This window comes from Indiicoccus explosivorum, from assembly GCF_002167005.1.
GTDB classification, from domain to species: domain Bacteria; phylum Bacillota; class Bacilli; order Bacillales_A; family Planococcaceae; genus Indiicoccus; species Indiicoccus explosivorum.
Genome location: NZ_NHTN01000022.1, coordinates 94,770 through 108,790, shown reverse-complemented (window position 1 = coordinate 108,790; position 14,021 = coordinate 94,770). Strand labels below are relative to the sequence as shown.

General features: G+C 56.9%; 11 protein-coding genes, 1 pseudogene and 1 riboswitch. Of the genes and pseudogenes, 3 read left to right on the top strand and 9 right to left on the bottom strand.

Translation table 11 applies throughout. The features are described 5' to 3' along the window. The first annotated feature begins 42 nt into the window (after positions 1–42). From parE to CCE92_RS07980, 3 genes are all read left to right on the top strand, one after another. Positions 43–2,013 (top strand): DNA topoisomerase IV subunit B, encoded by a 1,971-nt coding sequence (gene parE / locus CCE92_RS07990; protein WP_088006990.1) that lies wholly within the window; start codon positions 43–45, stop codon positions 2,011–2,013. Then, positions 2,010–4,445: a DNA topoisomerase IV subunit A gene (gene parC, locus CCE92_RS07985; protein WP_088006989.1), complete on the top strand. Its 2,436-nt coding sequence runs from the start codon at positions 2,010–2,012 to the stop codon at positions 4,443–4,445. Before parE ends, parC begins: the two co-directional genes overlap by 4 nt. A gap of 123 nt (positions 4,446–4,568) precedes the next feature. Further along, a complete protein-coding gene (locus tag CCE92_RS07980) occupies positions 4,569–5,138 on the top strand; it encodes a hypothetical protein (protein ID WP_088006988.1) in 570 nt (189 codons plus the stop codon). Between the two features lie 97 nt (positions 5,139–5,235). Here CCE92_RS07980 and lysA read toward each other — a convergent pair whose 3' ends face one another. The 9 genes and pseudogenes from lysA to CCE92_RS07935 form a co-directional block, all read right to left on the bottom strand. Continuing rightward, positions 5,236–6,504, bottom strand: coding sequence for a diaminopimelate decarboxylase (lysA, locus tag CCE92_RS07975; protein ID WP_088006987.1), 1,269 nt, complete (start codon positions 6,502–6,504; stop codon positions 5,236–5,238). Next, positions 6,485–7,552, bottom strand: a complete 1,068-nt coding sequence (locus CCE92_RS07970) for an alanine racemase (protein WP_088006986.1) — start codon at positions 7,550–7,552, stop codon at positions 6,485–6,487. Before CCE92_RS07970 ends, lysA begins: the two co-directional genes overlap by 20 nt. Beyond that, positions 7,549–8,700, bottom strand: a complete 1,152-nt coding sequence (locus CCE92_RS07965) for a M20 metallopeptidase family protein (RefSeq protein ID WP_088006985.1) — start codon at positions 8,698–8,700, stop codon at positions 7,549–7,551. Before CCE92_RS07965 ends, CCE92_RS07970 begins: the two co-directional genes overlap by 4 nt. 48 nt (positions 8,701–8,748) lie before the next feature. After that, positions 8,749–9,468 carry a 2,3,4,5-tetrahydropyridine-2,6-dicarboxylate N-acetyltransferase gene (gene dapD / locus CCE92_RS07960; RefSeq protein ID WP_088006984.1) on the bottom strand — a complete coding sequence of 240 codons (720 nt, stop codon included), beginning with the start codon at positions 9,466–9,468 and terminating at the stop codon, positions 8,749–8,751. 1 nt (position 9,469) lies between these two features. Next, positions 9,470–10,200 (bottom strand): annotated as a pseudogene (dapB, locus tag CCE92_RS07955) (4-hydroxy-tetrahydrodipicolinate reductase). Next, on the bottom strand, positions 10,200–11,084 hold the full coding sequence (gene dapA / locus CCE92_RS07950; protein ID WP_088006983.1) for a 4-hydroxy-tetrahydrodipicolinate synthase: 885 nt from the start codon (positions 11,082–11,084) through the stop codon (positions 10,200–10,202). Before dapA ends, dapB begins: the two are co-directional and overlap by 1 nt. Further along, positions 11,084–12,073, bottom strand: coding sequence for an aspartate-semialdehyde dehydrogenase (locus CCE92_RS07945; RefSeq protein ID WP_088006982.1), 990 nt, complete (start codon positions 12,071–12,073; stop codon positions 11,084–11,086). The genes dapA and CCE92_RS07945 overlap by 1 nt, the downstream gene beginning before the upstream one ends. 13 nt (positions 12,074–12,086) lie before the next feature. Next, positions 12,087–13,289 carry an aspartate kinase gene (locus tag CCE92_RS07940; protein WP_088006981.1) on the bottom strand — a complete coding sequence of 401 codons (1,203 nt, stop codon included), beginning with the start codon at positions 13,287–13,289 and terminating at the stop codon, positions 12,087–12,089. Positions 13,290–13,365: 76 nt separating this feature from the next. After that, a riboswitch (Lysine riboswitch) is annotated at positions 13,366–13,543 on the bottom strand. A gap of 96 nt (positions 13,544–13,639) precedes the next feature. Continuing rightward, the gene (locus tag CCE92_RS07935; RefSeq protein ID WP_088006980.1) at positions 13,640–13,942 is read right to left on the bottom strand and encodes a hypothetical protein; all 303 of its coding nucleotides are present in this window, start codon (positions 13,940–13,942) and stop codon (positions 13,640–13,642) included. Between the last annotated feature and the right edge of the window lie 79 nt (positions 13,943–14,021).

The following is a 14,021-nucleotide window of genomic DNA, read 5'->3' as shown; positions in this document are numbered from 1 at the left end:
TTAAACTAAAAATACGAACAGATGTTTGCTGGAGGGGAACAGATGGCGAAGATACAACCGAACACCTACAACGAAGAGGCCATTCAAGTGCTGGAAGGGCTTGATGCGGTCCGGAAACGGCCCGGCATGTACATCGGGTCGACCGACACGCGGGGCCTTCATCATTTGGTCTATGAAATCGTCGACAACTCCGTCGATGAAGTGCTCGCCGGACACGGTGACCGCATTTCAGTGACGATCCATAACGATAATTCCATCTCCGTCCGGGACTACGGGCGCGGGATGCCGACAGGGATGCATGCGAGCGGGAAACCTACGCCGGAAGTCATCATGACGGTGCTGCATGCCGGCGGCAAGTTCGGCCAGGGCGGTTACAAAACGAGCGGCGGCCTGCACGGCGTCGGGGCGTCGGTGGTGAACGCGCTGTCCGAATCGCTGAAGATTACGATTTTCCGGAACGGCAAAGTGTTCGAACAGTCGTTCAAGAACGGTGGCAAGCCGGTCACGACGCTCGAAGAGAAGGGAAAGACGAAAGAGACCGGCACCCTGACCCATTTCAAGCCGGACGAAACCATTTTTTCGTCGACGAAGTTCAATTATGAGACACTGTCCGAACGCTTGCGGGAATCCGCGTTTTTATTGAAAGGGACGAAAATCGAACTGAAGGATGAGCGGACAGGCGAAGAAGAGACCTTCTTGTTCGAGACCGGCATCGAAGCGTTCGTCGCTTATTTGAATGAAGAAAAAGATGTTCTCCATGATGTCGCGTATATCGAAGGGCAGCAGCAGAGCATCGAAGTGGAGTTCGCATTCCAGTTCAACGACGGGTATTCGGAGACGATCCTGTCATTCGTCAACAATGTGCGGACACGGGACGGCGGTACGCATGAGACCGGCGCCAAAACCGCGATGACACGCGTGTTCAATGAGTACGCGCGTAAAATGAACCTGCTGAAGGATAAAGACAAGAACCTGGAAGGGGCGGATATCCGGGAAGGCCTGGCAGGGATTGTCTCCGTCCGCATTCCGGAAGAGCTGCTCCAGTTCGAAGGGCAGACGAAAGGGAAACTCGGGACGAGCGAAGCGCGGAGTGTGGTGGACGCCGTCGTTTCAGAGAAACTGATGTACTACTTGGAAGAAAACGCGGAACTGAGCGCATCGCTCGTCCGGAAAGCGATCCGGGCGTCACAGGCGCGCCTCGCCGCCAGGAAAGCGCGGGAAGATGCGCGGAACGGGAAAAAGCGCAAGAAGTCCGACGCCCTTTTATCCGGAAAACTGACACCCGCCCAGTCCCGCAATGCCAAGAAAAACGAACTGTACCTTGTCGAGGGCGACTCGGCGGGCGGTTCGGCGAAACAGGGACGGGACCGCAGTTTCCAGGCGATATTGCCGCTGCGCGGGAAAGTCGTCAACACGGAGAAAGCGAAGCTTGAAGATATCATGAAGAATGAAGAGATCTCGACGATCATCCATGCGATCGGCGGCGGTGTCGCTTCCGAGTTCGCCGTCGATGATATCGCGTATAACAAAGTCGTCATCATGACGGATGCGGATACGGACGGGGCGCATATCCAAGTGCTCCTGCTCACGTTCTTCTACCGCTACATGAAGCCGCTCATCGATGCCGGCAAAGTGTACATCGCACTTCCGCCGCTCTACAAAGTATCGAAAGGGGCCGGCAAAAAAGAAGTGACCGAGTACGCCTGGACCGAAAACGAGCTCGACGCCGCCATCAAGAAAGTCGGCAAAGGCTACGGGATCCAGCGCTACAAAGGGCTGGGCGAGATGAACGCCGACCAGCTGTGGGAGACGACGATGAATCCGGAAACACGGACGCTGATCCGGGTGACGATCGAAGACGGCGCGCGCGCCGAACGCCACATTACGACACTGATGGGCGATAAAGTCGAACCGCGCCGCAAATGGATCGAGAGCCATGTGGATTTCGGCCTCGAAGACGACAGCAACATTCTTGAAAACGATTTGATCCATGAAGAGGAGGAAGTCATTTGACACAGCTTGAGAAGTTTCAGGACCTTCCTCTGGAGGAAGTCATCGGCGACCGCTTCGGCCGCTATTCGAAATACATCATCCAGGACCGCGCGCTGCCTGATGCGCGCGATGGCCTGAAACCGGTCCAGCGCCGGATCCTGTATGCGATGTTCCGGGAAGGGAACACGCACGACAAAGCATTCCGGAAATCCGCCAAGACCGTCGGGAACGTCATCGGGAACTACCATCCGCACGGCGACAGCTCCGTCTACGAGGCGATGGTGCGGATGAGCCAGGAATGGAAAGTGCGCCATATGCTCATTGAAATGCACGGCAACAACGGATCGATGGACGGCGATCCGCCGGCTGCGATGCGGTACACGGAAGCCCGGCTGTCCTCGATCGCCGCGGAGATGCTGCGGGATATCGACAAGCGGACCGTGGAATTCATCCCTAATTTCGATGATACCGAGAATGAACCGACGGTGCTGCCGGCGAAGTTTCCGAATCTGCTCGTCAACGGCTCGACCGGCATTTCCGCCGGGTATGCGACGGACATCCCGCCGCATGCGCTCCATGAAGTGCTCGATGCGGTGCTTATGCGTATGGACAACCCGGACGCGGCTGTCACGGACCTCATGACTGTCCTGAAAGGGCCGGATTTCCCGACAGGCGGCATCATCCAAGGCACAGACGGTATCCGGCAGGCGTACGAAACCGGCAAGGGCCGGATCGTCGTGCGGGCCAAAGCGGAGACGGAAAGCTTAAAAGGCGGCAAAGAACAGATCGTCGTCACTGAAATCCCATACGAAGTGAACAAAGCGAATCTCGTGAAAAAAATCGACGACCTCCGTTTCGACCGTAAACTGGAAGGCATCGCCGACGTCCGGGACGAATCGGACCGGAGCGGCCTCCGGGTCGTGATCGAACTGAAAAAAGACATCGACGCGACCGGTGTGCTGAATTACCTGTATAAGAACACTGATCTGCAGATCAGCTACAGCTTCAATATGGTGGCCATCCATAATCGCCGGCCGACGGTGATGACGCTGCCGAAACTCCTCGATGCCTATATCGGGCACCAGAAGGAAGTGATTACGAAGCGTTCTGAATTCGACTTGCAGAAAGCGAATGACCGGCTTCACATCGTCGAGGGGCTCATGAAGGCGCTGTCGATTCTCGATAAAGTGATCAAGACGATCCGCTCGTCGAACGATAAACGCAATGCGAAGGACAATTTGAAAAGCGCTTATAAATTCACTGAACCTCAGGCGGAAGCCATCGTGTCCCTCCAGCTGTACCGGCTGACGAACACTGATATTACGGAACTCCAGACGGAAGAACAGGAACTCCGGAAAAAAATCGATGAACTGACGGGCATCCTCACAAGCGCCAAAAAACTGAACAAAGTGATCAAAAAGGAACTGGCCGCCATCCGTAAGCAGTTCGCGGAACCGCGCCGATCGGTCATCGAAGAGAAGATCGAAGAACTGAAAATCACGAAAGAACTGCTCGTGCCGAGCGAGGAAGTGATCGTCACCGTCACGAAGGACGGCTACGTGAAACGCACAAGCCTCCGATCGCACGCGGCATCGAACGGTCAGGAATTCGCAATGAAAGAGTCCGATTTGCTGCTGTTCGAAGGCAACCTGAACACCCAGGACACCATCCTCATTTTTACGACTGCCGGCAATTTTGTTTATCAGCCGGTTCATGAACTGCCGGATATCCGCTGGAAAGATCTCGGCCAGCATCTGTCGAGCATCGTGCCGCTCGAAAATGAAGAAACTGTGCTGTCTGTGCTGCCTATTACGTCGTTCGATGAACAGGCGACGATCGTCACTGCTTCCGCGAACGGTCTTGTGAAGCAGTCGGCATTGAAGGATTACCAGATGCAGCGCTACTCGAAACCGATCAAGACGATGAACTTGAAAAAAGGCGACCGGATGATTTTCGCAGCGCTCCACACGGACGAACCGGAATTCTTTATCGGCACGCGCTTCGGCTACGGCGTCCGCTTCCTGATGGACGAAGTGCCGGTGACGGGCCTCCGCACAGCGGGTGTCAAAGGCGCCAACTTGAAAGAAGGCGATGAAGCTGTATCTGCGCTTCTTGTCGAGGAAGGTGCAGGTTTCGAGCTGCTCCTCGTCACACATCGCGGTGCGGTGAAGAAGATGAAGCCGGGCGAATTCGAGACCGGATCCCGGGCGAAGCGCGGTTTGGTCATGCTGCGCGAAGTGAAATCGAATCCGCATTCGGTGGCGGGCGTTCTAGGAATCAGAGGGAACGAAGAAGTCTTTGTCGAAACAGACAAAGGGAACCGGATTCCGCTTGATGTCAAGAAACTGAAACCGGCCGACCGCTATTCCAATGGGTCGTTTATGATCGATGAAAAAGCGGAAGGACGCGTTGTCAGTGTGTTTACTAAGGAAATAAAGAAAGACGAAGAATGATCCGCCGGTGAGGCGGATCATTTTTTAGTTCGGATTGGGCCAGTTGTTCATTTTTTGAAGGAATTTCCAAACAGACGGCGAACTGGTAAAAAGACAAATAGAGAGAAAAAGGGGATGGACAAGATGGAAAAACTATCCGCCTTGCGGAAACCGGTTTTATCCGGTCTGTGCTTTTTAGGGATGGCGCTGACCGGCTGTGCGCAAGCGGCAGAGTCAGACAATGGCGAGGCCGGGCTATATATCGAAGTGTTCGAGACGTTGATGGCGGAAGATCCGGGACTGAATGATGGCGCCGAATACATGGCGCTCGATTTCAGCGAACTGCCCGAAACAGCCGGACCGATGCAGCCGGGAGAGAATGGCGATTTGGATGAGCCGGGCGGAGAAGCCGAAACGGTCAGCGAGGAAACAGCCCAAGCGGTCATCGAGTACATGGGGGATGAATATGGCATGGACATCATGCAGGCGGACTTCGAAGAACTGAAAGCACGCGGTCTGTTCAACGAAGAGACGCTGTCACTGGAAGGCGTGCTGCTGGAAATCCAGGATTTGCGCTATACCGGGGCCGAGGAAGCAGTGGTCGAAGCGCGGAAATACACTTCGGGACTCGGAGCGATCGGGCTGGAGATCACGTTGGTCAAAGAGGGGGACTCCTGGGAGACAGCGGATGTCCGGATGCTGTGGATCAGTTAAGCCCGCTCCTGGGTGACAGCGGTTCAGATCCAATACGTCCAGTGAACAATAAACAAATGAAAGACCCGGCGAATCGCCGGGTCTTGTTTTTTCGCTGTTACTCCATCACTTCATTCACGAGCAGATTCTCCAGCGCCTGCCGTTTGATGACAGCCCGGTGTCCGCTGTCTTTTACGAATACGACGGCCGGTTTCAGCATCTGGTTGTAGTTGGACGCCATGGAATAGTGATAGGCGCCTGTCGACAGGACCGCGAGGAGGTCGCCCGGCTCAACCGGCGGCAGCTCGGTGTTTTTGGCGATCAAGTCACCGGATTCACACAGCTTGCCGGCGACGGTCGTTTTAATGGATCCGCCTTCCGGCTGCCGGTTGGCCACAGCCAGCGTGTATTGTGCATCATATAGCGCCGTCCGGATGTGGTCGCTCATGCCGCCATCGATTGAGACATAGGTGTTCACATCCGGAATTTCCTTCACCGTGCCGACGCGGTACAGCGTCAGCCCTGCTTCGCCGACGATGGAGCGGCCAGGTTCCAGTGACAAGTGCGGGACCGGGTAGCCGATTTCTGCGCACACATCTTTCACCGTCTCGGTGATGCGCCGGATGCCTTCCTCGATCGGGTAGCTGACGTCTTCATCGGTGTACTTGATGCTGAAGCCGCCGCCCGCGTTGAGCACATCCGCCTGGATGCCGTGGTCATTCAGCCAGCGCAGCACTTTGCCGACCGTCTGAATCATGCCGTTCGGGTCATACACTTGCGAACCGATATGGAAGTGGACGCCTTTGAACGTAAGGTGCTCGGACGCCTGGATTTTCCGGATGCCTTCAAGAGCCAGCCCGTGCCGGATGCTGAGGCCGAATTTGCTGTCCTCCTGGCCGGTCTGGATGAACTCGTGGGTGTGGGCTTCCACACCGGGGTTCACCCGGACAAGCACATCGACAGGGCGGTCGGCGAGTGCGTCGATCCGGCCGATTTCGCTGAGTGAATCGATGACGAAGTATTCGATGCCCGCCTCCAGCGCGTAGCGGATCTCGCCGTCGGTTTTATTGTTCCCGTGGAAGTGGATGCGGTCTGCCGGAAAACCGGCGGCGAGCGCGGTGTACAATTCGCCTTCGCTCACCACATCGAGTCCCATACCTTCTTCCGCCATGAGCCGGAACAGCTGGACGGAACTGAAGGCTTTGCTTGCGTACGAGACTGTATAGCCGAGACCGCTGTCTGCCAGCGTCCGGTGGAAGCGGCGGCACTGCTCGCGGATTTCATTTTCATCATAGACGATGAGCGGCGTGCCGTAAGTGTCCGCGAGTTCCGTCAGCGTGACATCCCGGATGGCCAGTTCATCGTTATCATTGCGTGTGAGGTTCATGCCAAAAAATCTCCTTTGTGAGCGTCAGGTGGTTCAGCGCGCTCATCTGTTCGGAATTCGCGCCGACGCCGAGAAATGTAAAATGATCGACGCGCAGAGCGCCGTTGTAGATAAACACATCGTCACCCGGCTGGACGTGCTCATCGACGACGACGAGCAGATGGCTCATCATGAGAGCGCCGATGGGGTAGCGGCGGCCGCGGATCAGGACGTCATGCTGGGCGCGGGTCCGGAGGATGCCGTCCCCGTAGCCGATATCGGCGATCGCGACGGTGCAGTCTTCCGGCGCGGTGAATGCGCTTGAATACCCTGAACTCTCGCCGCGCTTCAGCCGGACCGTTTGGATGACGTTCGCGCGCACCGAGATGACCGGCGGCGCCACGTCTTCCGGCAGGCCGCTGTATGGCCGGGAGCCGTACAATAAAATCCCGAGACGCGCATGCGTATGACCCGGGAATAGGCCGTCCCGCACATAGGAGGCGCTGTTCTGCGCATGGACGAAGCGGAATTTCCGGCGCCATACACCAAGCGCGTCCAGCAGTGCGAGCCAGTCTCGCTTTTCCTGTTCGTATTCCGCCGACCCGATTTCATCAGCGAACGCGAAATGGGTCCAGACGCCGGTGACGCTGACCGTCCCCGCCTCCAGCACTTCCAGCATTTCTTCCGCCCGGTCGAACCCCGAGCGGCGCAATAAATTCTTATATTCCAAGTGCACATCGATTCCGTGCAGTTCCTGTTCGTATCGCCGGAAAAACGGCAGGGAAGGGAGTGTCATCGCAATCCGGTGTTCCCGGAGCGCATCAAATTCCGTCACCGGGTTCATCAGGAAAATCGTGATCCCGGCATCGAGCTGCCGCAGCGCCACCGCCTCTGTGAGGGATGTCGTCGCGAATGCGCGGATTCCGGCTTCATAAAATGTCCGGAACGCCAATTCCATCCCGATGTTATAGGCGTTGTTCTTGACGACCGCAAGCACATTGTCCTTGTCCTGGATCCGTTTCGCCTGTTCGAATAAATTCGTCCGGTTGATCGAGAGAGTGGCTGTCACGCGGAATCCCCCCATCTGTGCAGGACCGTTTCATAAAACCGGACGCCGTGGACGAGGCTCGCTTCATCAAAATTCAGCGTGGACGTATGCAGGCCGCTCGTGAAACCCCGCGCTTTATCCTGTACGCCAAGAAACGCGAAGTGGGTGAGCGCCGCTTTCCGGTAAAACGAAAAGTCTTCACCGAATAAATACGGCTTGTCTTTGATTACGACATCGAGGCCTGAATCCGCTGCGCACGCCGTGACGATCGGGAGGAGGGATGGATCGTTGACGACCGGCGGGTAGCCTTCCGCGAATTCAATGCGCGAAGCTGTACCGAACAATGCATCCGCACTCCGGACGGCCGCGGACAATTTCTCCTGCACCGTCTTCAAGTCTCCCAATTCATACGTGCGGATCGTGCCTTCAAGGTAACCGTTCGACGGAACCGTATTGATCGCCTCGCCGGCGTGCATCTTGCCGATGTGGACGATGTTCTGATTCAGTCCGCTCAGGAAAAAGTGCTGCAGCTGCTGAATTTGAGTGACGATGAAATTCAGCGCGCCGAGTGCATTGGCGCCGGTCTCTTTGTTGGCGACATGGGCGGATGCGCCTTCAATGAAAATCCGGTATTCCGTCGCGCTCGCCGTCAGCGGACCGGCTTTTGTCAGCAGTGTGCCGGCCGCGTTATCCGGCATTACATGCAGCCCGAAAATGGCTTCCGGGCTGTAGTCATCGAACGGGAATGCCTGCACCAGCCGGTTCGCTCCGGCATCGGCTTCCTCCGAAGGCTGAAAAAGCAATAACACATTATGCGGAAGGCTGTCATTTTTCTGCAGTGCCTGACACCGCTCGGCGAAGGCCAGCAGCATGGCCGTATGCCCGTCGTGGCCGCAGGCATGCATGACGCCGGTGTGTTCCGATTTGAACGGGATGTCGTTCTCTTCTTCGATCGGCAGTCCGTCGATGTCCGCCCGGAAACCGAGCGTCCGGCCGGAATTCCCTTTCAGAAAAACGGCCGTCGCCGTCTCGAGCGGCACCGAATACGGTATGCCGAGCGCATCCAGTGCATTCCGGATGTAAGCGGACGTCTTGAACTCCCGGAAGCCGAGTTCCGGAATGCGGTGAAGCGCGCGTCTGTGGGTGGTGAGGGTTTCCTGCAGATTCATCTTATCAACTCCGATAAACGCAAAAGAGGCGGTCAGCCTCTTTGCGGATTACTGGTTCAGTTTTCTGAGTGCCTGAACGATTTCGATTTTGCCGCCCTGCACTTCGCTCGCCTGTTTGATGACGCGCGCCGGCACACCTGCGACGACAGCGCCAGCCGGCACGTCTTCCGTTACGATCGAGCCCGCTGCGACGACGGCGCCTTCTCCGACGGTGACACCTTCCAGTATGACGGCATTGGCGCCGATGAGCACATCGTCTTCGATGACGACCGGTTTCGCGCTTGGCGGTTCAATGACGCCCGCGAGCACAGCGCCTGCGCCGACATGGACGTTTTTGCCGGTTGTGGCGCGTCCTCCGAGCACGGCGTTCATGTCGATCATCGTGCCTTCACCGACCACCGCGCCGATGTTGATCGTCGCGCCCATCATGATGACCGCGCTGTCGCCGATCACCGCATGTTCGCGGATGAAGGCGCCGGGTTCGATCCGCGCATTGACGTTCGTGGCGTCCAAAAGCGGAATGGCGCTGTTCCGGCGGTCCTGTTCAATGACCAAATCCTGCAGCTGCTGTTCATTCGATTCGTAGAACGGCTTCCAGTCGGTCAGGTCCGCAAAAATGGTATAAGAGCCGTTTGAGCCGAACACTTGGAAGGAAGAAGGGAACGCTTCCCTGTCGAGTGCGGTGTTCACATAAATCTTCAGCGGGGTTTTCTTGTCCGAATCGCTGATGTACTGGATGATTTCCTGTGCTGTAAATTCTTTGACCATGTCAATCCACTCCTAAATTTGAATAAGTATAGTAGCCGTTCGGCTTGGTGATCAGTTTTTCCGCCACATCGATCGCGCCGTTCGCGAAGATGTCTTTTGACTGCGCTGTGTGCTGGATCGCAATCGTTTCATCATGGCCGGCGTAGAGCACTTCGTGTTCGCCGACAATCGTGCCGCCGCGCACGGAATGGATGCCGATTTCAGACCCGCTCCGCTTCGCTTCCGTCTCATGCCGGTCGTACACCGGCTCCGCCTCCTGGCGGGCTTCTTTGATGGCGTCATACAGCTTCACGAGTGTCCCGCTCGGCGCATCGACTTTTTGGTTGTGATGCTTTTCTGTCAGTTCAATGTCGAAATTGCCGAGGAGCGGTGTCGCAAACCGCACAAGCTCCGTCAGGATATGCACGCCGTAGCTCATATTGGCGCTGAAAAATACCGGCTGCGTCTCTGCTTTGTCCTGCATGAGGCGGACGAGCTCTTCCTTATCGCCGGTCGTCGCGATGACGAGCGGGAGGGACGTGCCGGAGGCGAGCAGTTCCTTCACGAGTGCCGGATGAGAAAAATCGATGATGGCATCCGCTTCCGGCAGCGAATCCGAAGGGGTGAACACCGGATATGGGATCCCTTCTTTTTCCGGCTGAGGATCACGCCGGCAATGGAATGGCCGCGGGCTTCCGCGAGCGCCGCGGTCCGTCTGTTCATGGCGCCGAAGCCGAGGAGAAGGAGCCGCATCACTTCACCTCCGTCCGAAGTCCGTCGAACAGGGCGGTCAGCGTGCCGATCTCGTTTTCCTCCAGCGGGACCAGCGGCAGCCGGACCTCGTATGGGCCGAATCCGAGATGGGCGGTCAGCGCCTTGACGGGGATCGGGTTCACATCCACGCCCAGCGCGCGGACGAGCGGGTAAAGCCGGTAATGCAGCTCCCGCGCGCGGTCCAGGTCCGTTTTCGCTGCTTCGTACAGTTCCGTGTATTCCGCGGGAAGCACATTCGCCGCCACGGAAATGAGCCCGCTGCCGCCCAGCGCGAGGAACGGCAAAACGGTGTCGTCGTTGCCGCTGTAGAGGGCGAACGAATCATCCGTCAGCAGCTTCACTTCCGACAGGTAATTGAAATCCCCGGTGGCGTCTTTCAGTCCGGCGATGTTCGGGTGCCCGCTCAAAATCCGGACCGTTTCCGGTTCGATCGTCATGCCCGTGCGCGCCGGCACGTTATACAGGAGGATCGGCAATTCCACCGCGTCCGCCACCGCAGTGAAATGGGCGATCAGCCCGCGCTGGCTTGTTTTATTGTAATACGGGGTGATCAGCATCAGGCCATCCGCGCCAAGTTCCTGGGCATCTTGTGAATCGGCGACCGAAGATTCGGTGGCATTCGAACCCGTCCCTGCAATGACCGGCACGCGGCCTGCGGCGGTTTCGATCGCATGTGCCAGCAGTTCCCGCTTCTCATCGCGCGACAGCGTCGACCCTTCGCCGGTCGTGCCGTTGATGATCAGGCTGCGGACGCCGGAGCCGATCAGGAACTCGATGTGGCGGCAGAAGCTTTCCGTATCGATTGCACCGTTGCGGAAAGGGGTGGTGACAGCCACTCCGATCCCTTCGAATAAATGCGTCATCACGATCCCTCTTTTCGCTGGAGTAAGTGTTCAAGAATCTGCACGGCGTTGAGCGCCGCGCCTTTGAGTAAATTGTCGCTCGTCACCCATACGTGATACGAGTTCGGCAGGCTCTTGTCTTCCCGGATCCGTCCGACGAACACTTCCCCGCGTCCGCTGGCGGACAGCTGCGTCGGATAGACGTTGTGTTCCGGATCGTCCTGCAGCACGACGTGTTCACTGTCGCGGAACAGCGTCTGCAGCTCAGCGGGGGCCGGGGAAGATGAAAGGGTGACGTTCATCGCGACCGCGTGGCTGTTTTCGACCGGCACCCGCACGCAAGTCGCCGTCACGTCGAGTTCCGGCTTCCCGAGGATTTTGCGCGTTTCGCCGATCATTTTCTGTTCTTCTTTCGTATAGCCGTCCTCGCCGAACACATCGATGTGGGGCAGGGTGTTGTTGTAGATCGGATGCGGGTAATTGACCGGCGCCTCGCCCCGTTCGCCGCGCTTCAGATCCTCGATGCCCTTGACGCCCGATCCGGAAACGGCCTGGTACGTCGTGTACGCGACGCGCGTGACACCGAAAGCATCGTCCAGGATCTTCAAAGGCACAACCGACTGGATCGTCGAGCAGTTCGGATTGGCGATGATGCGCCGCGTGAGGGCCGGTTCGTTCACTTCCGGCACGACGAGGTCGATGTCCGGATCCATACGGAATGCGCTTGAGTTGTCGATGACGATCGCCCCATGCCGCTCGAACAGCGGGGAGTAGGTGCGGCTTGTGCCGCCGCCTGCGGACATGAGCACGTAATCGAACCCGCCGTCCGTCTTTTCTTCGGTCAGTTCTTCCACGATCAGCGTCCGGCCGCGGAACGGAACTTCCGTACCTGCAGACCGTTTGGATGAAAACAGGACCAGATCGTCCGCCGGCACTTGTCTTGTTTCGAGCAATTCCGTCATTTTCCGGCCGACGAGACCCGTCGCGCCCACTACTGCGATTTTTGCCACTAGAATCTCCTCCTTACAGATCGAACCGCTCGCACAAGAGCCGTGCGGCGTGTTCGCCGTTTTGTTCATCCACCACATACGAGATGCTGATTTCGGATGTCGTCACCTGATGGAACGGGACGTCCGCTTCGATGAGGGTCCGGAATACTTTCGAAGCGACACCCGTCATATCCCGCATGCCCGATCCGATGACAGACACTTTGACGAAGCGGTCTTCGATTTTGAAATACAGGTCCGGATAATCGGCCTGCAGCCGGGTGAAAATCTTCTGGATCTGATTTTCTTCCGTGTCCTTCATCGTGAAAGACAGCTGCAGCCCTTCGTTGTTCGTGATCTGGGAAATCATATCCACGTTGATCTCTTCCTGCTCCAAGTGATGGAATGCCCGGTCCAGCAGAACCGGATCGTAGTGCGGGTAGTTCAACGTCACGTGGATCATGTCCTGATCGAGCGCGACTCCCGTGACCGCTTTTTTCTCCAGCATTTCTGTTCTCGCCATGACCCATGTCCCTTTCTCATCCGATAGCGTTTTGCCGAGATAGATCGGAATGTTGTAGTTTTTCGCGATTTCGACGCTCCGTGTAACGAGGACCCCGGCACCGAGCGCCGCCATCTCCATCATTTCTTCATACGAGACTTGTTCGAGCCGCCGGGCTTCGGGATACAGCCGGGGATCCGTCGAGTACACACCGGCCACGTCCGTATAGATCTCACACGGGCATTCCAGCGCCGCGGCGAGCGCCACAGCCGTCGTATCGGACCCGCCGCGCCCGAGCGTCGTGATTTCACCGTCCGTATTGAAGCCCTGGAAGCCGGCGACGATGAGGATGTCGTTCGACTCGTACAGTCTGTTGAACGTATCCGTATCGATTTTTGAAATCTTGCTTTTCAAGTGGTGGCCGACCGTCTCGATGCCTGCCTGGTAGCCGGTGAGCGGTTTCGCCCGGACACCGAGATCATTGAGGATGATCGACAGGTAGGAAATGGTCTGCTGCTCGCCGGTCGTCAGCAGGACGGCGAGGTCTTGCTCTTTCGGCGTTTTGGTGATGGAACTGACCGTCTTCAGCAGCTCATCCGTCGTCTTGCCCATGGCGCTGACGACGACTGTCAGCTGTTCGCCCTGTTCGGTCCTGTTTTTCAAGTATTCCGCGATCGCGGTGATCTTGCCGATATCGGCGACACTCGTGCCGCCGAATTTCAATACGCTCCGATTCATGGCCATCCTTCTTTCGGGAGGGAATAAAAAAAGACAAGCCGGCATGTGCCCGACTTGTCTATTGTGTAACTGATATCCAAGTGGAAGCACTCCATTATTCCGAGAATAATGACAGACTGCATATTGTTCATATGCAATCCAACAGGAAGCCGCCTGCAAGCGGACGTCTGTTTCGGCAAATCTCCCTTTCGCTCAGCCCAAGTTGCAGCTTTCGGGGCTCAGGTACTCATGATCATTGCGCCTCATCCATTGAGTATGAAGTTTTCAAGGTTGTGACCGATTATACGGGAGATTTTTTTGTTTGTAAACCGATAATCTTCAGAAATCGGCCGAAGGAGCGATTTCGTTATTCATTCTTCCAGCGGTCTGGTCACGATCAAGTAACCGATGATCGGTTTGAAGTTGCCGCCTTCCGTTCCCGTCACTTCCGTGATGGAGACGATTTCCACGCCGGGATTTTCCGCCCGAAGCATTTTCAGCGATTCCACGGTCACTTCCAGCTTGCTGTGGGGGACGTAGAAAATGCCTTCCCCCATGTTTTCGTATGAAGCATCAGCGACGGTTTCGTTATCCAGCGGGACTTCCGGTTCCTCGTCGGCCTGACAGCCGCCGAGTACGGCGGCCAGCAGGATACTCGCGATCAGTTTCTTCACCTAATTCCTCCTTCTGCGCTCAATTAGCGGCAGCACCTGAACACATTCTGATACTTCTATAGTACGCCGCAAGGAAAGC